Source organism: Aeromonas sp. 25-248 (assembly GCF_053005425.1).
On record NZ_JBRKTB010000005.1, the window covers coordinates 222,025 to 242,125 of the forward strand.

General features: G+C 60.3%; 18 protein-coding genes. 17 read left to right on the forward strand and 1 reads right to left on the reverse strand.

Annotated features, from left to right (window positions below; translation table 11 throughout):
* Positions 1-34: 34 nt before the first annotated feature.
* On the reverse strand, positions 35-2,524 hold the full coding sequence (locus tag ACVDHI_RS10300) for a penicillin-binding protein 1A (protein ID WP_124244331.1): 2,490 nt from the start codon (positions 2,522-2,524) through the stop codon (positions 35-37).
* Positions 2,525-2,822: 298 nt separating this feature from the next.
* Between ACVDHI_RS10300 and tapM the strand changes: the two genes are divergently transcribed.
* The 17 genes from tapM (at position 2,823) to astD (ending at position 20,033) form a co-directional block, all read left to right on the forward strand.
* Positions 2,823-3,884 (forward strand): PilM family type IVa pilus assembly protein TapM, encoded by a 1,062-nt coding sequence (tapM, locus tag ACVDHI_RS10305; protein WP_323944273.1) that lies wholly within the window; start codon positions 2,823-2,825, stop codon positions 3,882-3,884.
* Positions 3,872-4,441 (forward strand): PilN family type IV pilus biogenesis protein TapN, encoded by a 570-nt coding sequence (tapN, locus tag ACVDHI_RS10310; RefSeq protein WP_039039579.1) that lies wholly within the window; start codon positions 3,872-3,874, stop codon positions 4,439-4,441. Before tapM ends, tapN begins: the two co-directional genes overlap by 13 nt.
* The gene (gene tapO / locus ACVDHI_RS10315; RefSeq protein WP_041212566.1) at positions 4,438-5,034 is read left to right on the forward strand and encodes a PilO family type IV pilus biogenesis protein TapO; all 597 of its coding nucleotides are present in this window, start codon (positions 4,438-4,440) and stop codon (positions 5,032-5,034) included. The genes tapN and tapO overlap by 4 nt, the downstream gene beginning before the upstream one ends.
* A 2-nt stretch (positions 5,035-5,036) precedes the next feature.
* On the forward strand, positions 5,037-5,564 hold the full coding sequence (locus ACVDHI_RS10320; protein ID WP_029314119.1) for a pilus assembly protein PilP: 528 nt from the start codon (positions 5,037-5,039) through the stop codon (positions 5,562-5,564).
* A gap of 16 nt (positions 5,565-5,580) precedes the next feature.
* Positions 5,581-7,806: a type IV pilus secretin PilQ gene (locus tag ACVDHI_RS10325; RefSeq protein WP_041212567.1), complete on the forward strand. Its 2,226-nt coding sequence runs from the start codon at positions 5,581-5,583 to the stop codon at positions 7,804-7,806.
* Between the two features lie 191 nt (positions 7,807-7,997).
* Positions 7,998-8,516 (forward strand): shikimate kinase AroK, encoded by a 519-nt coding sequence (gene aroK / locus ACVDHI_RS10330; protein ID WP_010673824.1) that lies wholly within the window; start codon positions 7,998-8,000, stop codon positions 8,514-8,516.
* Positions 8,517-8,533: 17 nt separating this feature from the next.
* The gene (gene aroB, locus ACVDHI_RS10335; protein ID WP_039039582.1) at positions 8,534-9,616 is read left to right on the forward strand and encodes a 3-dehydroquinate synthase; all 1,083 of its coding nucleotides are present in this window, start codon (positions 8,534-8,536) and stop codon (positions 9,614-9,616) included.
* Complete coding sequence (locus ACVDHI_RS10340) at positions 9,606-11,162, forward strand: SPOR domain-containing protein (RefSeq protein ID WP_324063184.1); 1,557 nt, start codon at positions 9,606-9,608, stop codon at positions 11,160-11,162. The genes aroB and ACVDHI_RS10340 overlap by 11 nt, the downstream gene beginning before the upstream one ends.
* A 70-nt stretch (positions 11,163-11,232) precedes the next feature.
* Positions 11,233-12,105: a Dam family site-specific DNA-(adenine-N6)-methyltransferase gene (locus tag ACVDHI_RS10345; protein WP_053288713.1), complete on the forward strand. Its 873-nt coding sequence runs from the start codon at positions 11,233-11,235 to the stop codon at positions 12,103-12,105.
* 190 nt (positions 12,106-12,295) lie between these two features.
* The gene (gene rpe / locus ACVDHI_RS10350) at positions 12,296-12,970 is read left to right on the forward strand and encodes a ribulose-phosphate 3-epimerase (protein WP_010673828.1); all 675 of its coding nucleotides are present in this window, start codon (positions 12,296-12,298) and stop codon (positions 12,968-12,970) included.
* On the forward strand, positions 12,957-13,622 hold the full coding sequence (locus ACVDHI_RS10355; protein WP_045525578.1) for a phosphoglycolate phosphatase: 666 nt from the start codon (positions 12,957-12,959) through the stop codon (positions 13,620-13,622). The genes rpe and ACVDHI_RS10355 overlap by 14 nt, the downstream gene beginning before the upstream one ends.
* Positions 13,623-13,661: 39 nt before the next feature.
* Entirely contained in the window at positions 13,662-14,666 is a 1,005-nt protein-coding gene (gene trpS / locus ACVDHI_RS10360) for a tryptophan--tRNA ligase (protein ID WP_010673830.1), read from the forward strand.
* 120 nt (positions 14,667-14,786) lie between these two features.
* On the forward strand, positions 14,787-15,002 hold the full coding sequence (locus tag ACVDHI_RS10365; protein ID WP_010673831.1) for a hypothetical protein: 216 nt from the start codon (positions 14,787-14,789) through the stop codon (positions 15,000-15,002).
* A gap of 321 nt (positions 15,003-15,323) precedes the next feature.
* Positions 15,324-15,905, forward strand: coding sequence for an aminodeoxychorismate synthase component II (locus tag ACVDHI_RS10370; protein WP_041212570.1), 582 nt, complete (start codon positions 15,324-15,326; stop codon positions 15,903-15,905).
* 278 nt (positions 15,906-16,183) lie between these two features.
* Positions 16,184-17,401 carry an aspartate aminotransferase family protein gene (locus ACVDHI_RS10375; RefSeq protein WP_039039586.1) on the forward strand — a complete coding sequence of 406 codons (1,218 nt, stop codon included), beginning with the start codon at positions 16,184-16,186 and terminating at the stop codon, positions 17,399-17,401.
* Positions 17,402-17,476: 75 nt separating this feature from the next.
* Complete coding sequence (gene astA / locus ACVDHI_RS10380; RefSeq protein WP_039039587.1) at positions 17,477-18,496, forward strand: arginine N-succinyltransferase; 1,020 nt, start codon at positions 17,477-17,479, stop codon at positions 18,494-18,496.
* Between the two features lie 67 nt (positions 18,497-18,563).
* Positions 18,564-20,033 (forward strand): succinylglutamate-semialdehyde dehydrogenase, encoded by a 1,470-nt coding sequence (gene astD / locus ACVDHI_RS10385; protein WP_103243572.1) that lies wholly within the window; start codon positions 18,564-18,566, stop codon positions 20,031-20,033.
* Positions 20,034-20,101 lie beyond the last annotated feature (68 nt).

Here is a 20,101-nt window from a genome sequence, read left to right on the forward strand (position 1 = left end):
CCTGGGCGCCGGTTTTTGTTGTTTCCAGGGGGACCTAGAAGATGTCGTCGGTGGAAACGGGACCGTCTGTGGTCGCATCGTCACCGCCATACACCTGGTTGCCATCGGAGATCTGGCTCGCGTAGCGGGTGGGCTCTGTGCCCTCCTTGAAGAACTCCTCCGTGGTACTGCCATCGGCGCGATTGGTCAGCAGACCGGTTTCACGATCGATGCGGACCTGCATGATCCCTTCGGGGACCGGCATCTTGCGTTCGGGCACCTGGTGCAGAGCCGTCTTCATGAAGTCAATCCAGATGGGCTGGGCGGCGCCGCCGCCAAACTCGGCCCGGCCCAGACCGCGCTGGTGATTGTCAAAACCGATCCAGGAGGTGGCCACCAGATTCGGGGTATAGCCGGAGAACCAGGCATCCCGGGATTCGTTGGTGGTCCCCGTCTTGCCCGAGATGTCGTGACGCTTGAGGTCACGGGCTGCCCGCCAGCCGGTACCACGCCAGCCATTGCCACCCCAGATGGCGGTGGTCAGGGTGTCGGTGATGAGGAAGGCGCTCTGGGCGCTGATGGTCTGCGGTGCCATGTTGTTGGGCACGACAGGATCGATGGGGCACTGGGCCTTCCAGTCTGCCGTGGTATTGGCATAGGCATCCGCGCTGTCGAGACCGGCGGCGGCCAGCACGCCGCAGTCGCGGCAGGCGGCGGCCGGGTTGGCCTCAAACAGGGGGGTGCCGAAGCTGTCAGTCACTTCGGTGATGAAGTAGGGGGTGACCTGGAAGCCGCCATTGGCCAGCACCGAGTAGCCGCGCACCACTTCCAGCGGGGTGAACTCCGCCGCACCCAGCGCCAGGGATTCGTTGGCAGAAATGTGATCACGGGCGAAGCCGAAGCGGGTCAGGCCGTCGATATAGGTATCCAGCCCGATGGCGCGCATCAGGCGGACCGACATCACGTTCTTGGACTTGGCAAGGCCGAGGCGCAAGGTGGTCGGCCCTTCATAGATGGCGGGCGAGTTCTTGGGCTGCCACATGGGGCCCTTGGCAGGATCCCACTGGTTGATCGGTGCATCGTTGATGAGGGACGCCAGGGTATAGCCCTGCTCCAGCGCGGTGGCATAGAGGAAAGGCTTGATGTTGGAGCCGACCTGACGACGGGCCTGATCGACCCGGTTGAACTTGGAGAGCTCGAAGCTGAAGCCGCCGACCAGGGCCTCGATGGCGCCGTCTTGCGGGTTCATGGCCACCAGGGCGGCGTTGACGTCGGGGATCTGGGAGAGCAGCAACTCTTCCCCTTTTTCCCTGACCCAGATCTGGGCGCCGACTTTGAGTACATCCCGCGCCGATTTCGGGGCAAAGCCCTGGCGATCGTCGGTGATGAAGGCGCGCGCCCACTTGATGCCATTCCAGCCCAGTTCGGCCTGTTTGCCATTCTTGAGCACCAGGGTGGCGCTCTTGTCGCCGAGCTGGGTGACCACGGCGGCCATCAGGGGCTGATAGGTCGGCTGCTTGGCCAGATGGGCCATGATCTGCTCGTAGTCCCAGGCCGTTTCACCGGCCTTCCACAGCAAGGCGGTCGGGCCACGGTAGCCGTGGCGGGTGTCGTAGTCGAAGACACCGTCCAGCAGCGCCTGATGGGCGGCGCGCTGACGCTTGGCGGTGACGGTGGTGTAGACGTGCAGCCCCATGGTGTAGGCATCTTCACCAAACTGCTCCACCATCTTCTGGCGTACCATCTCGCTCAGATAAGGGGCGTTCAGCGTAGTTTCGGCACCGTGAAAACGGGCCTTGATCGGCATCTTGGAGGCTTCGTCATACTGGGCCTGGGTGATTTTGCCGGTTTCCAGCATGCGACCCAGTACCACGTTGCGGCGGGCGAAGGCGCGCTCCGGGGAACGGATCGGGTTCAGCATGGAAGGTGCCTTGGGGAGACCCGCGATGATGGCGATCTCGTCCAGGGTCAGATCTTTGACCTCCTTGCCGAAGTAGACCTGGGCGGCCGCGCCGACCCCGAATGCCCGGTAGCCGAGGGGGATCTTGTTGAGATAGAGGGTGAGGATCTCGTCCTTGGAGAGGTTCTGCTCGATGCGCCAGGCGAGGAACACTTCCTTGATCTTGCGTACCAGGGTCTTCTCGTTGCTCAGGAAGAAGTTGCGAGCCACCTGCTGGGTAATGGTACTGGCGCCCTGGCGCGCCTGGCCGGAGACGGCCCAGACGGTGGCGGCACGGATGATGCCGATGGGGTCTATGCCCGGGTGCTCATAGAAGCGGGCATCTTCGGTGGCGAGTACGGCATCGATCATGGACTGGGGAATTTCGTCCAGCCGCAGGGGGATGCGACGAATTTCGCCAAACTGGGAGATCAATTCCCCGTCCCGGCTGTAGACCTTCATGGGGGTAGCCAGTTTGACATCGCGCAAGGCGCTGACATCCGGCAACTGGGGCTTGATGTAGAAGTAGATGCCGATGAGGCTGGCAACGCCCAGCACAGCACCCAGCATCATGACAATAAACAGGCGAACGAGCCATTTCAGCATGGAAGAACTACCAATCGTCTTAAAATTAGCCAACGGGCGCAGAGTATAGCCTTTTTACCCTCGCGGATTCGAGGTTTTCCTGTCCGCAAACAGGCGACCCCGAGAAGAGGCGGGAGGGTAGCACTCCAGGGCACAATTACCAAGGGGGCCGCAATCAAGGCCGAAAGGAGAGGGGCGTCAACTTTTGACATAAACTTTATGACATTGATAGATAGAGCATTATATTGAGTTAAGCCGTCACATCATGACGCGCTGTCCTACAATAAGTCCGAAAACCCAATAACGCATGGATGTGTATATGTTTGGGCTATTAAGTAAGGGATCCCTCGTCTCCTTGGCGGGCATTGATTTTGGCAGTCAAACCATCAAGGCCGTCACCATCAGCGGACGTCCCGGCAAGGTGCACCTCGGTTCGGTTGCCGAGATCCCCATGCCAAGGGGGACGCTGGTCGACTATCAACTTCAGGACATTGAACGGGTCAGTCAGTCCCTCAAGTCGCTCAAGCGGCTCGTGCAAGGGGATTGCCAGAACGTGGCCACGGCCGTGACCGGTTCCAATGTCATCACCAAGATCATTCAGGTCGATACCAACATCAACGAGAGCGAGCTGGAGAACCAGGTTCACCTGGAGGCAGAGCAGCTCATCCCCTTTCCCCTCGATGAAGTGAGCCTGGATTTTGAAATCCTCGGCATGGCGGGCGAGAACGGGCGTCAGGAGGTCCTGCTCAGTGCCGCGCGGACCGAGAGCGTCAGTGGCCGGGTCAGTGCCCTGACGGAGGCAGGCATGACGACCATGGTGGTGGATGTGGGGGCCCATGCGCTCGGACGCGCCGTGCTGGCCTGCCTGCCTGACCTGCAAACCTCGGAGAAACCGGTTGGCATCGTCGACATCGGTGCCAGCGCCCTGACTTTCGCCGCCCTGCTACGGGGCCAGGTCATCTATTCCCGGTTGCAGAATTTTGGTGGTGATCAATACAGCCAGGCATTGGCCTCTTTTTACAGCATGAGTATGGAAGAAGCGGAACTGGCCAAGCTCCAGGGCTCCCTGCCTGCGGATCATGAGGTAGATGTCCTGTTGCCTCACCTCAGCACCCTGGTGTTGCAGATACGGCGCAACGTGCAGCTGTTTTGCAGCTCTTCGGGGAACAAGGAGCTCTCCAGGCTGGTGCTGACCGGAGGGGGGAGCCTGCTGCCGGGGCTGGCCGGACAAATCGGCAGCGAGCTCAACTGCGAGGTGCTGCATCCCGATCCCTTTGCACTCTTTGGCAAGCCGCAGGGAGAGGGGGGGCTGACTCATGGGGCCAAGTACATGACGGCGCTCGGGCTGGCACTGAGGAGCTTCACACCATGTCAAATATAAACCTTCTGCCCTGGCGGCAGGCTCGGGCGCAGCGTCAGAAGAAACAATTCGGCATCCTGTTCGGTCTGTTCCTGGCGGGGACGGCAGCCATCGCCTTTGCCGCAGACTGGCTGGTGCAGCAGCAGATCGGTTACCAGCAGCAGCGCAATCAGCGGTTGCAGCAGGAGATGGCAACCCTGGACACCCAGCTTGGGGAGATCAGGCTTCTCAAGGAACGGCGCAAGGAGTTGATTGACCGCATGCAACTCATCGAGCAGTTGCAGATGCGCCGCAACATCCCTGTGCGTCTGTTCAATCAGCTGCCGGTGCTGGTCCCCAACGGGGTGTATCTTGATAGCCTTGCTCTGCAAAACAACAAGATAGACGTGAAGGGAAAGACTGAAGCCTATGGCAGGGTAGCCAGCATGATGCGCCGAATCGACGGTTCCGGCTGGCTGACACAATCCCAGCTCAGCACCATCTTCACGGCCGAGGTGGCCCCCATCGCCCTGAGCCAGTTCTCCATGATGTTCCAGATTGCCACGGCGCTACCCAACGTGGCTAAGGGGCAAAAATGAACCTGCAACAACTCAACGACCTGGATCTCAATGACATTGCCCGCTGGCCGCCGATCGCCAAGGGCATCTTTGTCTTCTTCTGCTGTGCTCTGCTTGGCGGGGCACTCTATTACTACGTGATTGCCAATTCCCTGGCGGCTCTGGGTCGTGAAGCCGCAAAAGAGACCGAGCTCAAGGGACAATTCGAGAGCAAGGCCATGCTGGCCGCGAACCTGGAAGCATACAGAAAGCAGATGGTCCAGCTGGAACATCTGGTCGACACCCAGCTCAAACAGCTGCCCAACACCCACGAAGTCGCCGGTTTGCTGGATGACATCAGCTTCATTGCCACCGATAACGGTTTGACATTGAACAGGATCAACTGGGAGCCAGAGGTGAAACACGAGTTCTCCACCGAGCTGCCCATGCGCATCGAGGTCGTGGGCACCTATCACGAACTTGGCAAGTTCACGGCGGACATGGCTGCTTTACCGCGCATCGTGATCCTGGATTCTTTCCAGCTCAGCCAGGGGAAGGGTGGTGAGCTGATCGGTATGTCCATGCAGGCCAAGACCTACAAGTACAACGGCAAAACCGTGGAGAAAAAGCCATGAGCATGAGAGCGGGCGTACTTCTCTTGTCGGCGCTGCTGTTGACGGCCTGTGGGGGACAGGAGGACATGGATGAGTATGTCAAACAGACCAAGGCCAGAAAGCCGGTACCGATCGAATCTTTGCCGGAGATAAAGCCCTTCTCTCCCATGGTCTATCAACGCAGCGATCAACGCAGTCCGTTCATTGCACCCCAGCCGGAAACCAGTTCCAGGCTGGATGCCAAGGCCAAGCCGGACTGTGCCCAGATAGTGGCCAATCGGGAAAAGGAGGTGCTGGAACGCTACTCGCTTGCCAGCCTGAGCATGAAAGGCTCCATCGGCAAGCAGGGGCAGTTGTGGGCATTGATCAAAACCCCGGACGGGCAAGCCGTGCGCGTCGGGCTCAACCAGCACATGGGGCTGGATCAGGGCAGGGTCATCAAGATAACGAACACGCATGTTGACTTGATGGAGACGGTACCTGATGGCAAAGGATGCTGGGTCACCCGAGAAACCCAGCTGGCCATGGCCAATCTCGACGCAAAACTATGATCAGGGATGAGCAGAGATGAGAACAACAATAAGAAGGATGACCGGTGTGGCGCTGCTTTGGCTGGGCGGATGCACTCAGGTGTGGGCAGTACCCGCGTTGCAGGAGGTCAAGGTGAATCCCCTGCTGGCCGATCAACTCCTGCTGGAGCTCAGCTTCAGCGAACCGGTCAGCGGTTTTACGGACAGGTTGACCTATGAACCCAATCAGCTTCTGCTGCACGTACCCGGGGCCATCGGTGCCCTGACGGTCAATCCCCTGCCCATCAAGCAGCAAGGGGTGAACAACCTCCTGGTGGAGGGGAAGGGGCAGGGGCTCGACATCAAGATCGCCCTCGATCAGCTCACCCCCTATCAGGTCCATCAGCAGGGCAATAAATTGCTGGTGGCGCTGGGAGACAAGGCTGGGCAGCCGGTCGCTTCCTCGGCGGCGCCTGTTGCAGCCAGCCAGTCTGCGCTCGTCAGAAGCCAGCCGGTGACTCAGTCTGCATTGATTGACACCCAGCGAGTTGCCCAGAACCAGTCCCAGTATCAGGCTCAGCCGGCCATGGCTTCCACGCCTACTGTGGCTCCTTCGCCCGTTGCCCCCAGCAAGCCGGTGTTGTCCGTGTCTCAGGCAAACATGGGTGGCGCCTACTTCAACTCGGTCAAGGGCGTGGATTTTCGTCGTGGAAAGGAAGGTCAGGGGGAGTTCCTCGTGACGCTGGACAACAGTTCGGCGGCGGTGGATGTCAGCAGCCGTGGTCAGAAAGTGCTGGCCAAGTTCCACGGTACCCGGGTGCCTGATGATCAGCTCAACCTCATCAATGTGCAGGACTTTGCTACCCCGGTCTCCCAGGTGGAGGTGTTCCGCCAGGGCAATGACACCCTGTTCGAGCTCTCGGTGAACGGCCAGTTTGACTACCGTTACGATCAGGCCGACAAGATGTTCATCATCGAGGTGAAAAAACGGGTGGCCACCACGGCGGCGAAGCAGTACCAAGGCAAGCCCATCTCATTGAACTTCCAGGATATTCCTGTTCGTACAGTGTTGCAGATCATCGCCGATTTCAACAATCTGAATCTGGTGACCACGGACTCGGTCTCCGGCAACATCACGCTGCGTCTCGATGGCGTGCCCTGGGAGCAGGCGCTGGACATCATCCTCAAGGTCAGAGGGCTGGACAAACGGCTGGACAACAACATCCTGCTGGTGGCACCGGCGGACGAGATTGCCGCTCGCGAGAAACAGCAGATGGAGAGCCGCAACCAGGTGGCGGATCTTGCTCCCCTCTACACCGAGTATCTGCAGATCAACTATGCCAAGGCATCGGAAGTGGCGGCCCTGCTCTCCTCCGAGAGTACCAAGCTGCTCTCCCCCAGAGGGGCGGTCAGCGTGGATGAACGTACCAACGTGCTGGTGGTCAAGGACACGGCGGATGTCATCAGCAACGTCAAGCGGATGCTGGATATCCTCGATATCCCGGTCAAGCAGGTGGTGATCGAGGCGCGCATGGTGACCATTGATGATGGTTTCGATGAGGCACTGGGGGTGCGCTGGGGGGTGACCAAGACAGACGGTCATGGCAACGGCACCTCGGGCACCATAGAGGGTAATGATGGCGCCGGAAACAATGATGGCAGTTCCACCATCACTCGCCCCAACGTAGAAGACAGACTCAACGTCAACCTGCCGGTGACCAACGCGGCCGGCACCCTGGCGTTCCAGGTTGCCCGTCTTGCCAATGGCACCCTTTTGGATCTTGAACTCTCGGCTCTGGAAAAGGAGAGCAAGGCCGAGATCATCGCCAGTCCGCGTGTCACCACGGCCAACCAGAAGCCGGCCCTGATCGAGCAGGGGACCGAGATCCCCTATGTGGAGTCCTCTTCGAGCGGGGCGACCTCGGTCACCTTCAAGAAGGCGGTGCTGAGCCTCAAGGTCACACCGCAGATCACCCCGGACAACAGGGTGATCCTGGACTTGACCGTGACTCAGGATACCAAGGGTGAAACCGTGCCGACCGGAACCGGGGATGCGGTGTCCATCAACGCCCAGTCCATCACCACCCAGGTGTTGGTCAACAACGGTGAAACTCTGGTGCTTGGCGGCATCTATCAACAGACCATCAAGAGTGATGTCAGCAAGGTGCCGCTGCTGGGGGATATCCCCGGGTTGGGCTATCTCTTCAAGAAAACCACCAGTGAAAACAAGAAGCGTGAACTGCTGATCTTCGTGACCCCGAGGATAGTGACCGACGCCCTCTGAAAACTTTACTTGTGAGAGTAAAACACATATAACCTTACGCCCCGATGAGGCTGGGGCGTAAGGGCTGCGGTTGCCAGTCCTGGTTTCTACTGAGATAATCCCCCTCCTGATCCAACGCAAGATAAGGTTCATAGGTACCCCGGTCGAGTGTTTACCGGGGCCATACAGTTTGTAATTACTAACGAAAAGACATGGCTGAGAAACGCAATATTTTCCTGATAGGTCCCATGGGTGCGGGCAAGAGCACCATAGGTAGACATCTGGCAGAACAACTGCACATGGAGTTTTTCGACTCAGATCATGAGATTGAGCGCCGCAGTGGTGCCGATATCGGCTGGGTGTTCGATGTTGAAGGCGAAGAAGGCTTCCGGATCCGCGAAGAGAAGGTGATCGGTGAGCTCGCCGAACAGCAGGGTATCGTGCTGGCAACGGGTGGCGGTGCCATCAAGAGCCGTGAAACCCGCAACAAACTCTCCGCACGCGGCATCGTGGTCTACCTCGAAACCACCATTGAAAAGCAATTGGCGCGAACCCAGAGAGACAAGCGTCGTCCCTTGCTGCAAACCGAAGAGCCGCCCCGTGAAGTGCTTGAGCGTCTTGCGCAAGAGCGCAACGCCCTGTACGAAGAGGTTGCCGATTTTGTCATCCAGACGGATGACCAGAGTGCCAAAGTTGTCGCTAATCAAATCGTCAAGTTGATTGGTATGTAATTCATTAGAGGACGTCCATGGAAAGGTTGAAGGTCGAACTGGGTGAACGCAGCTACCCGATAGAGATAGCTGCCGGTCTGCTGCAACGCCCCGAGGTACTGGCGCAGACGATCAAGGGCAAGCGGGTCATGATTGTGACCAATACCGTGGTCGCGCCCCTGTATCTTGAACAGATCATTCAGTTGCTGTCCGGTTTTCAGGTGGAACACCTGATCCTGCCCGATGGCGAGGCCTACAAAACCCTGGCGACCTTCGAGCGGATCATGTCTGCTCTGCTGGAAACCAGCCATGGTCGTGATACTACTCTGATCGCTCTGGGGGGCGGTGTGATAGGCGATGTTGTCGGCTTTGCTGCGGCAAGCTACCAACGAGGCATTCCGTTTATTCAGGTGCCTACCACGCTGCTCTCCCAGGTTGACTCTTCCGTCGGCGGCAAGACCGCCGTCAACCATCCTCTCGGCAAGAACATGGTGGGTGCCTTCTATCAGCCCAAGCATGTGATCATCGATACCGACTGCCTCAAGACCCTGCCTGCCCGGGAATTTGCCGCCGGCATGGCCGAGGTGATCAAATACGGCATTATCTGGGATGCCGCCTTCTTCTCCTGGCTTGAAACCAACATGACCCGCCTGCAACGCCTTGATGGTGATGCACTCTCCTATGCCATTCGCCGCTGCTGCGAGATCAAGGCCGATGTGGTCGGTCAGGACGAGACCGAGCACGGCGTGCGCGCCTTGCTGAACCTGGGGCATACCTTCGGCCATGCCATCGAGGCGGAGAAGGGTTATGGCAACTGGCTGCACGGTGAAGCCGTGGCGGCGGGAACCATGCTGGCGGCCGAGACGGCCCTGGCCCGTGGCGACATGACGGCGCAAGAGGTGGCACGAGTCCGCGATCTGCTGTTGGCCGCCGATTTGCCGGTCAAGGCACCGTCCGATATGGATTTTGCCGCCTTCATTCGCCATATGCGCCGTGACAAGAAGGTGCTGGAAGGCAAGCTGAGGCTGGTGCTGCCGATCGGGATCGGACAGGCCCAGGTCGTGGCCGATGTGACAGACGAGCAATTGATGGCGGTGATCGAGTCTGGTCGTGACCATTAATAAATTGCTCAAGCTGCCTTCTCAGCGGCAGTTGGTTGACCGGCTGCTGCACCTGATCGAGTTCAACCACCCCTTTGTTTTTCTCTCCGGCAAGCCAGGCAGTGGCCGTGGCACACTGTGCGAGTCGCTGCTTGCCCAACTGCCCGATGCGGTGCGGGTGGCCAGCCTCATCGGCAGCCCGTCCATGAAGATGGCAGATGTGCGCCAGTTGCTGTTGCAGCAGGTGGTGGCACGTCCCCTGTTCAACGCGCAGGATGCCCTGGCGGACAGCTTCTTTCGCATGGTGGGTGACAAGCCTGCCAGACTGCTGCTCATCATCGAACGTGCCGATACCTTGCCTGCCGAGCTGGTGGGGGAGTTGTGGGCGCTCTGTCGTCACAACGATACCCTGGCATCTCCTCATAAACTGGCCATCCTGCTCTCGGGTGATGACGCCTGGTGTCGCAACCAGAAGGCGCTCCTCAAGGGACGGGCCATGCCAGCCCTCGAGCTGGAAGTCGCGCCACTGAGCGCTCCTGAGCAACGTATCTTCTTGTATGAGAAGGCCAAAGAGCTCAAGATCCCGACAGCCCTCTTGCCCAAGCCGAAAGTGGAAGAGATCCTGAATGGGGCGGGCGGACATCCGTCAGCCATCATGCAGTTACTGGAGGATACCATGACCGACAGAAGGCCCAAGAAACGTCAGGCCGAGTTGCCCGTCAAGAAGATAGCGATCGTGCTTGCCCTGGTGGCGGGCGGGTTGCTGGCCCTGAGCTATCTGCCCCTGTTCGACAGTGCAGGCCAGGACCCCGCCCAGGCTCCGTCCCAGGGGATGGCGTTGCCCGATCCCGTCTCAAGCGATCCTGTGAACGTCGGTGCGGCGAGCGGGGCTTTGGGTACTCAGACGAGCAGTGGCGCCGCTGCCATCCCGTCAGGGAATCAGGTTGCCCGCGATTGGCAGTCCGATGCCAAGCCCTTGCCCAAGAAGGTCGAAAGTGAGACGGTCACCACGGAGTCAACCAACTATGAGGGGCGCCGGGTCGTCATCTCCGACGAAGTGGTCGAGAAATTGATGAACCAGCCGAACGTCAGCGGCGCCTTGCCCACGGCCGTGGTGGATGAGCTGGTGGGGAGCGGTTCCCGTGCGGTCCCGACCGGAACGACGGCTCAGGTCAAGAATCCGGCCCCGAGCCGTGTCCCGGCCCGGACAGAGGCTCAACCGGCCAGTGGCGCGCAGACAGCGCCGGTCGCAGCCCCAGCGGCCAAGGTGGCGTTGACGCCGGTGGCGATTCTCAACAAGAAGCCGAAGAATCACTACAGCATCCAGTTGATGGGGGCGAGCAACACCAAGGCGGTAGACAGCTTTGTGGCCGAGCATGGCTTGGCGGGCAAGGTGTGGGTCTACAAGACCCGCTTCCGTGGCAGTCCCTGGTATGTAGTGGTGCAGGGAGACTACGCCAGCAGTGCCCAGGCCAAGGCGGCCATTCGCAAGCTGTCGCCTGCCTTGCTCAAGGGACAACCCTGGCCCAAGTCATTCGCCCAGATACAAAAAGAATTGAAGCAATAGCCAGCCACCCGAAGAAGGGGGTAGAATCACCCCCCTTTTTTGGGCATAGCCTTGTCAACACCGGACTTCCATGAAAAAAACACGCGCGTTTTTAAAATGGGCCGGGGGAAAATACTCCCTGGTCGAAGAGATCGCCGAGCGTTTACCGGCCGGGCGTGTGTTGCTGGAGCCCTTCGTCGGGGCGGGATCCGTGTTTCTCAACACGGATTACGACGCCTATGTGCTCAACGACATCAATCCGGATCTCATTGGCCTCTACAACCACCTCAAGCAGCAGCCGGACAGCTTCATCAGCGAGGCCCGCAAGCTGTTCGTGGCCGAGCACAACCACAAGACCGCCTATTATCGGCTGCGAACCCAGTTCAACCAGACCGCGGCCGGGTTTGAACGGGCTCAGTTGTTCCTGTTTTTGAATCGCCATGGTTTCAACGGCTTGTGCCGCTACAACAAGAAGGGGGGGTTCAACGTTCCCTTCGGTTCCTACAAGAAACCCTACTTCCCGGAGAAAGAGCTGTGGGCGTTTGCCGAGAAGGCGCAGAAGGCGACGTTCATCTGCGAAAGCTATGCCGACGCCATGGCCCGTGCAGAGGAAGACTGGGTGATCTACTGCGATCCGCCCTATGCCCCTCTCTCCACCACGGCGAGTTTCACCACCTATTCGGCAGGCGGTTTCACCCTGGACGATCAGGCGCTGCTGGCCAGGCTGGCTCGCCACACCGCCGCCCATAAAGGGGTGCCCGTGCTCATCAGCAACCATGACATCGAGTTGACCCGCGAGCTCTATCGTGGCGCCCGGCTCGACGAGATCCTGGTCAAGCGTACCATCAGCCGCAACGGCGGTAGTCGCAACAAGGTGGCCGAGCTGCTGGCGCTCTACCCGCCCGGCATCGAGCCCGAACAGGGCTATTATCCCGGTGAGGCGGAGCTGGTTGCCGTCGGCTGAGTGAACAACGGTCCCTGAGGGGGCCGTTGTCATTTCTGATGCTGCCGCTGGTATTCCGTGAGCCGCGCCTGGCATCGTTTGCCAGCCATGGTGCCGGAGCGGCGTGTTCTGTAGATGCGGGTCGTTTTCATCGCCCTTTTGCGATAAAATTGCGCCGTTTTTTCTGCCACGCTGCCAATGGATGACGCTGATGAAAGACTTTCTGATTGCCCCTTCTATCCTCTCCGCCGACTTTGCCCGTCTGGGTGAGGATGTGGCCAAGGTGCTGGCCGCCGGGGCCGACGTGGTCCATTTCGATGTGATGGACAACCATTATGTCCCCAACCTGACCATAGGCCCCATGGTCTGTCAGGCGCTGCGCGATTACGGCATCGAAGCGCTCATCGACGTGCACCTGATGGTCAAGCCGGTGGATCGCATCGTGCCTGATTTTGCCAAGGCCGGTGCCAGTCTGATCACCTTCCACCCGGAAGCCTCCGATCACGTGGATCGCACCCTGGGCCTCATCAAGGAGCAGGGTTGCCAGGCTGGTCTGGTGCTGAACCCCGCGACCCCGCTCACCTGCCTGGAGTACGTGATGGACAAGCTGGACGTGATCCTGCTGATGTCGGTCAACCCGGGCTTTGGCGGTCAGAGCTTCATCCCCGGCACCCTCGACAAGCTGCGCCAGGTGCGCCGCCTGATCGACGAGAGCGGCCGCGACATTCGCCTGGAAATCGATGGCGGGGTCAAGGTCGACAACATTCGCGAGATTGCCGAGGCGGGTGCCGACATGTTCGTGGCGGGCTCTGCCATCTTCGGCAAGCCGGATTACAAGGCGGTGATCGATCAGATGCGCGCGGAGCTTGCCCATGTCCGTCGCTGATCGCCCCTTTGACCTGGTGCTGTTCGATCTGGATGGCACCCTGATTGACAGCGCCCCGCAACTGGCGCTGGCGGTCAACCGTACCCTGGCGGATCTGGGGTTGGCCGAGGCCGACGAGGCCGTGGTGCGTACCTGGGTCGGCAACGGCGCCGACAAGCTGATCCAGCGGGCTCTCGATTACCGCGACGCCCCGGAGCAGTTTGCCAAGGCCCGCCCCCTGTTCGACCGTCACTATCAGGCCTGTCTGCTGGAAGGTCTGGCCATGTATGACGGAGTGGCCCGGAGCCTGCGCCGTCTGCAGGGGCTGGGTTACCAGCAGGCCGTGGTGACCAACAAACCGAGTCACTTCGTGCAGCCCATTCTGGAGGCCCTCGGCATCAGCGACTGTTTCGCACTCTGGCTAGGGGGCAACTGCGTACCCGTCAAGAAACCGAGCCCGGAGCCGCTGTTGCACGCCTGCCACGAGCTGGGTGTCAGCCCGTCCCGCACCCTGATGGTGGGGGATTCCGAAAATGACGTGCTGGCCGCCCAGGCCGCCGGCATGAAGGTGGTGGGGCTCACCTATGGCTACAACTATGGCCGCCCTATCGCAGACTCCCGCCCCGACTGGGTTTGCGAGCAGTTTGCCGAACTCGACGCCCTGCTGGTCTGATCCAGACCGGGCTGGCGGATAACAAGGATTACTACTCTGATGACTAAACCAATCGTATTGAGCGGTGCCCAACCCTCGGGCCAGCTGACCATCGGCAACTACATGGGGGCCCTGCGTCAGTGGGTCAGCATGCAGGATGACTTCGACTGCCTCTATTGCATCGTCGATCTGCACGCCATCACCACTCGCCAGGATCCGGCCGCCTTGCGCAAGGCGTGCCTCGACGCAGCCGCCCTCTATCTGGCGGTGGGCATCGACCCGGCCAAGAGCACCGTCTTCATCCAGTCCCACGTGCCCCAGCACGCCGAGCTCGGCTGGATCCTGAACTGCTACACCCAGATGGGCGAGCTGTCGCGCATGACCCAGTTCAAGGACAAGTCCGCCCGTTTCGAGAACAACGTCAACGTCGGCCTGTTCGGTTATCCGGTGCTGATGGCGGCCGACATTCTGCTTTATCAGGCCAATCAGGTGCCGGTTGGTAATGACCAGAAGCAGCATCTGGAGCTGACCCGCGACATCTGCACCCGCTTCAACAACCTCTATGGCGAAGTCTTCACCCTGCCGGAACCCTTCATTCCGACCGAAGGGGCCCGGGTGATGAGCCTGCAGGACCCGACCAAGAAGATGTCCAAGTCCGACGACAACGAGGCCAACTTCATCGGCTTGCTGGAAGATCCCAAGCAGATCGTCAAGAAGATCAAGCGGGCGATGACCGACTCCGACGAGCCGGCCGTGGTGCGTTTTGATCCCGAAAACAAGCCGGGGGTCTCCAATCTGCTGACCCTGATGTCCGGTGTGACCGGCCGCTCCATCCCGGAGCTGGAGCAGCACTTCGAAGGCAAGATGTACGGCCACCTCAAGAGTGAAACGGCCGATGCCGTGGTCGCCTTGCTGGAACCCATCCAGGCGCGCTTCCGCGAGCTGCGTCAGGATGAGGCCCATCTGCAGGCCATTTTGGCGGCTGGCGCACAAAAGGCGCGTGAAAGGGCTGAAAAAACCCTGATCAGCGTATATGATGTCGTCGGCTTCGTTCCTCGAGCCTGACATACTGGGAAGGTGTAGTAGAAGAGAGCTGGGTGGATGCCTGGCTTTCTTTGTTTTACACCTTCCGGTTTGTCGCAACCTCCCCCAATGTCAAACACGGGCTTTGCCCCAAGAGAAAGCATGTCTGTCGAATCACAAACCCTGAGTGAAGAGTTGGGTGACAAGGGTCACTGGCTGCGCAAGTTTCGCAAGGCCAAGAGCCTCAATACCTTGCAGTTGATGGTCTCCAACGCCATCGACAAGCACCACAAGACCCCGGCCATCGCGGCTGCCATCTATCTGGCCGAGTGCCAGCGGGAACGGGAACTGGAACAGGGCCGCTATCTGGACCGCTGAGGTCCGTTGTCAGCCCTTGCCAAGGTGACTCCTTCCCATCTGCCTGTCACGACCTGTGCCCTTTTCCCGGTCGCCTCCCGTCTCTTTTACCTTGCCATCCTGACATGGAGCGGCTGATGCTGCCCGGTCGGGGATAGGCCCACCGCCGGGTGGGGTCGACAGGCCTGGATCGCCATTGAAGAGCGGACAGACTGCACAGCAGGTAAGGTGATCGCCGGTTTATTAACGCAAAGAGACATGCCAGAATGCGCGGCGTTTGTCTGCCCGCGCTCGCAACGGGCTGTCCGATCACCGTCTCTGTCTTATTCCCAGGGTGTTTGCATGCTGCTACTCATCGACAACTACGACTCCTTTACCTGGAACCTGGTGCAATACTTCGGCGCTCTGGGGCAAGAGGTGGTGGTCAGGCGCAACGATGAGCTGAGCCTGGAGGAGATAGCCCGGCTTGCCCCCCGCCATCTGGTGATCTCTCCCGGCCCCTGCACGCCAAACGAGGCGGGCATCTCTTTGGCCGCCATCTCCCGTTTTGCCGGCGAGATCCCCATCCTCGGCGTCTGTCTCGGCCATCAGTCCCTGGCACAGGCCTTTGGTGCCCGGGTGGTGCGTGCCCGTCAGGTGATGCACGGCAAGACATCTCTCATCCGTCACAAAGGGGAGGGGGTGTTCAAGGGGCTCAACAACCCGCTGCGGGTGACCCGCTATCATTCTCTGGTGGTGGAGGCGGCGTCGCTCCCCGACTGTTTCGAGGTCACCGCCTGGAGCGAACATGCCGACGGCAGCCCGGACGAGATCATGGGGCTGCGGCATAAAACGCTGGCGCTGGAGGGAGTGCAGTTCCATCCGGAGAGTATTCTGAGCGAACAGGGGCACCAGTTGCTGGCCAACTTTTTGGCCGTTTCCTGAAAAAATTGCGATGTCTGTCTCAAAACCGTCATGAGGCAAAAAAAAATTTCCCTGAGACTTTATTCACCCTCCTCCCTGTCCAAATTATCTCTTGCCAACACCCCCTGAGCCGTTATGCAATGCGGTTGCCTAAAATCTCAAAGGCAATCGAACATTGTTCCTTATAGGCGGTTAAGTTACAGACTTTTTACTTTTTTTCTGTGATAATTCCGCCACGTTTACACGGATTTAACTTTTGGGCGGTGGATTATTCTGCCGCGAGATAGCAGGAGAGCAATATGTCAGAGTTGTTGGCAGTGACACGTGAAGTGTTTGATGAAGTGATGGTTCCCAACTATGCGCCGGCCAAAATCATCCCGGTGCGCGGCGAGGGGTCACGTGTCTGGGATCAGGAAGGCCGCGAGTATGTGGATTTCGCGGGCGGGATCGCGGTCAATGGACTGGGCCATTGCCATCCCAAACTGGTCGAGGCCCTGAAATCCCAGGGTGAGAAGCTGTGGCACCTCTCCAACGTGATGACCAACGAGCCGGCCCTGCGCCTGGCCAAGAAATTGGTCGCCGCCACCTTCGCCGAGAAGGTCTATTTCTGCAACTCCGGTGCCGAAGCGAACGAAGCGGCCCTCAAGCTGGCCCGCCGCTACGCCATCGAGAAGTTCGGGGCCCACAAGACCCAGATCATCGCCTTCCACCAGGGCTTCCACGGCCGTACCTTCTTTACCGTCAGCGTCGGCGGCCAGGCTGCCTACTCCGATGGCTTCGGTCCCAAGCCTGCCGACATCACCCATGTCGCCTACAACAACCTGGAGGAGCTGGCTGCCGTCATCTCCGACAACACCTGCGCCGTGGTGATGGAGCCGCTGCAGGGCGAGGGTGGCATCATCAGCCCCACCGACGAGTTTGCCAAGGGGGTGCGCGAGTTGTGCGACAAGCACAACGCCCTGCTGGTTTATGACGAGGTGCAATCCGGTGTCGGTCGTACCGGCGAGCTGTTTGCCTACATGGGTCTGGGCATCACCCCGGACATCCTCACCAGCGCCAAGGCACTGGGCGGCGGCTTCCCCATCGGGGCCATGCTGACCACCACCGAGATCGCCTCCCACCTGAAAGTGGGCACTCACGGCTCCACCTACGGCGGCAACCCGCTGGCGTGTGCCGTGGCCGAGGCGGTGATCGACGTGGTCAACACCCCGGCAGTGCTGAGCGGCATCAAGCAGCGCGAGCAGCTGTTCCGCGAAGGGCTGGAAGCCATCAACGCCAAGTACCACTGCTTCAGCGAAGTGCGCGGCAAGGGCCTGCTGCTGGGCGCCGTGCTCAACGATGACTTCAAGGGCCGCTCCCGTGACTTCCTGCTGGCCTCCATCGATCAGGGCCTGATGGCGCTGGTTGCCGGTACCAACGTGGTGCGTTTTGCCCCCTCCCTGGTGATCCCGGAAGCGGATATCAAGGAAGGGCTGGCCCGGTTCGAGAAAGCGGTCGCTCAGGTGGTCAACGCCTGATCCAAATTGAGGTGGGGAGCCCTCCCGGCAGGAGCCGGGACCCCACCTGTCGTCAATGAAAGGGAGTTGTCATTTATGTTGGTTATCCGTCCTATCGAGCAGCGCGACTTCGCCGGCCTCAAGACCTGTGCCATCGAATCCGGCACCGGCATGACATCCTTGCCGGTCAACGACGAGCTGCTGCAACGCAAGATCGATGCCTCGACCCAGACCTTCCTGGACAAGCCCGCCGGCAAGGGCGAGTGCCTCTATTTCTTCGTGGCCGAGGATCTGGAGACCGGGGAGATGGTCGGTACCTGCGCCATCGACGCGGCGGTCGGCCTGTCCCAGGCGTTCTACAACTATCACATCGGCAAGGTGGTGCACTCCTCTCCCAAGCTCGGCATCTACAATGTCGTGGAAACCCTCACCCTCTCCAACGACTACACCGGCAATTCCGAGCTCTGCACCCTGTTTCTGCGTGAATGCGCCCGCGAGGGGCTCAACGGCCGTCTGCTCTCCAAGCACCGTTTCCTGTTCATGGCCGAACACCCCGAGCTGTTTGACAGTACCGTCTTTGCCGAGATGCGTGGTGTCTCCGATGGCAACGGCCACAGCCCCTTCTACGAGTGGCTGCAAAAACATTTCTTCTCGATGGATTTTCCCACCGTCGACTATCTGACTGGCATCGGCAAGAAGCGCTTCATCGCCGAGCTGATGCCCAAGTACCCCATCTACGTCAATCTGCTGAGCAACGAGGCGCGCGCCGTCATCGGCAAGACCCACGAAAAGACCCGGCCTGCCCTCAAGATGCTGCAGGATGAGGGGTTCGTGAATCGCGGTTATGTCGACATCTTCGACGCCGGCCCCACCGTCGAATGCGAGGTGAAGAACATTCGCAGCGTGCGCCGCAGCCAGAAGCTGGCGGTGCTGGTGGGTGAGCCCATCGGTGGCCATACCTACCTCATCTGCAACACCAGGTTCGAGCAATACCGCGCCTGCTACGGCAACATCCGGGTCGATCTGGACAAGCACGAAGCCATCATTCCGCCCAAGATGGCGGCCGCCCTCAAGGTGGAAAATGGCGACATGGTGCGCGTCGTCGATCTGGATTGACCCGCCCCGCAGCACAGCATTGAGACAGGCTGCCGAGGCGGCCTGCGTACCCACAGGGAGTGAATTGATGATGTCTTTAGTCCAGTTTATCGATGGCCAGTGGCTGGCCGGTGAAGGCAAGCCGTTCGAATCCATCGACCCGGCCAAAAACGAGGTGATCTGGCGGGGTGAGGCGGCAAGCCAGTCCCAGGTGGATGCGGCCGTCAAGGCGGCCCGCACGGCCTTCTATCATTGGTCCGATCTGGCCCTTGAAGAGCGCCTTGCCATCGTGCGCCGCTATGCCGACCTGCTCGGCGAGCACAAGGAGGCGCTGGCCCTGACCATCGCCCGTGAAACCGGCAAGCCCCTGTGGGAGACCCGCACTGAAGTGGCGGCCATGCAGGGCAAGATCGCCATCTCCATCCGGGCCCATGACGAGCGTACCGGCACGGTGGAAAACCCCATGCCGGGCGCCAAGGCGTTCGTGCGCCACAAGCCCCATGGCGTCGTGGCCGTGTTCGGCCCCTACAACTTCCCGGGCCACCTGCCCAACGGCCACATTGTGCCGGCGCTCATCGCCGGCAATGCGGTCGTGTTCAAGCCTTCCGAGCTGACCCCCATGGTGGCTGAAGCCATGGTCAAGGTGTGGCAGGAGGCGGGGCTGCCCAAGGGGGTGCTCAACCTGGTGCAGGGGGAGGTCGACACCGGCAAGGCGCTGGCCGGCAATCCGGACATCGACGGCCTCTTCTTCACCGGCTCCTCCCGTACCGGCCACTTCCTGCATCAGCAGTTTGCCGGCCAGCCGGGCAAGATCCTGGCACTGGAGATGGGTGGCAACAACCCGCTGATCGTGAAAGATGTGAGCGACATCGACGGCGCCGTCCATGCCATCGTGCAGTCCGCCTTCATTACCTCCGGTCAGCGCTGCACCTGCTCGCGCCGTCTGTTTGTCGAGCGCGGCGAGCGGGGCGATGCCCTGGTCAAGCGCCTGGTGGAGGTGGTCGGCCAGATCAAGGTCGGCCTCTATGACGCCGCCGAGCAGCCGTTCATGGGCGCCATGATCAGCGAGAAGGCCGCACTCGGCATGGTCGAGGCGCAAGCCAACCTGCAGCGCCTCGGTGGCGAAAGCCTGCTTGCCCTCAAGCACCTGGAAGCGGGCACCGGCTTTGTCTCCCCGGGCATCATCGACGTGACCGCGGTCAGCGCGCTGCCGGATGAAGAGTACTTCGGCCCGCTGCTGCAGCTCATTCGCTACGACGACTTCGATGCGGCCATCGAGAAGGCGAACGCCACCAGTTTCGGTCTCTCGGCCGGCCTGCTCGGTGACAACGAAGCGGACTGGAACCACTTCTTCAAGCGCATCCGTGCCGGTATCGTCAACTGGAACAAGCCCATTACCGGCGCCTCCAGTGCCGCCCCCTTTGGCGGCATCGGTGCCTCCGGCAACCACAGAGCGAGCGCCTACTACGCCGCCGACTACTGTGCTTACCCGGTCGCCTCCGTCGAAGACAGCAAGGCTGCTATGCCGGATCAACTGTCTCCCGGTCTGACCTTCTGATAACAAGAAAATAAAAGAGGGGCACTGAACAGGTGCCCCTGTCTGTACCCGCAATCAAAGGAAAGAGA

Bases quoted from the DNA above. Each gene is read 5' to 3' on its own strand.
- ACVDHI_RS10300 (WP_124244331.1), bottom strand. From the start codon at position 2,524: ATGCTGAAATGGCTCGTTCGCCTGTTTATTGTCATGATGCTGGGTGCT.
- tapM (WP_323944273.1), top strand. From the start codon at position 2,823: ATGTTTGGGCTATTAAGTAAGGGATCCCTCGTCTCCTTGGCGGGCATT.
- tapN (WP_039039579.1), top strand. From the start codon at position 3,872: ATGTCAAATATAAACCTTCTGCCCTGGCGGCAGGCTCGGGCGCAGCGT.
- tapO (WP_041212566.1), top strand. From the start codon at position 4,438: ATGAACCTGCAACAACTCAACGACCTGGATCTCAATGACATTGCCCGC.
- ACVDHI_RS10320 (WP_029314119.1), top strand. From the start codon at position 5,037: ATGAGAGCGGGCGTACTTCTCTTGTCGGCGCTGCTGTTGACGGCCTGT.
- ACVDHI_RS10325 (WP_041212567.1), top strand. From the start codon at position 5,581: ATGAGAACAACAATAAGAAGGATGACCGGTGTGGCGCTGCTTTGGCTG.
- aroK (WP_010673824.1), top strand. From the start codon at position 7,998: ATGGCTGAGAAACGCAATATTTTCCTGATAGGTCCCATGGGTGCGGGC.
- aroB (WP_039039582.1), top strand. From the start codon at position 8,534: ATGGAAAGGTTGAAGGTCGAACTGGGTGAACGCAGCTACCCGATAGAG.
- ACVDHI_RS10345 (WP_053288713.1), top strand. From the start codon at position 11,233: ATGAAAAAAACACGCGCGTTTTTAAAATGGGCCGGGGGAAAATACTCC.
- rpe (WP_010673828.1), top strand. From the start codon at position 12,296: ATGAAAGACTTTCTGATTGCCCCTTCTATCCTCTCCGCCGACTTTGCC.
- ACVDHI_RS10355 (WP_045525578.1), top strand. From the start codon at position 12,957: ATGTCCGTCGCTGATCGCCCCTTTGACCTGGTGCTGTTCGATCTGGAT.
- trpS (WP_010673830.1), top strand. From the start codon at position 13,662: ATGACTAAACCAATCGTATTGAGCGGTGCCCAACCCTCGGGCCAGCTG.
- ACVDHI_RS10365 (WP_010673831.1), top strand. From the start codon at position 14,787: ATGTCTGTCGAATCACAAACCCTGAGTGAAGAGTTGGGTGACAAGGGT.
- ACVDHI_RS10370 (WP_041212570.1), top strand. From the start codon at position 15,324: ATGCTGCTACTCATCGACAACTACGACTCCTTTACCTGGAACCTGGTG.
- ACVDHI_RS10375 (WP_039039586.1), top strand. From the start codon at position 16,184: ATGTCAGAGTTGTTGGCAGTGACACGTGAAGTGTTTGATGAAGTGATG.
- astA (WP_039039587.1), top strand. From the start codon at position 17,477: ATGTTGGTTATCCGTCCTATCGAGCAGCGCGACTTCGCCGGCCTCAAG.
- astD (WP_103243572.1), top strand. From the start codon at position 18,564: ATGATGTCTTTAGTCCAGTTTATCGATGGCCAGTGGCTGGCCGGTGAA.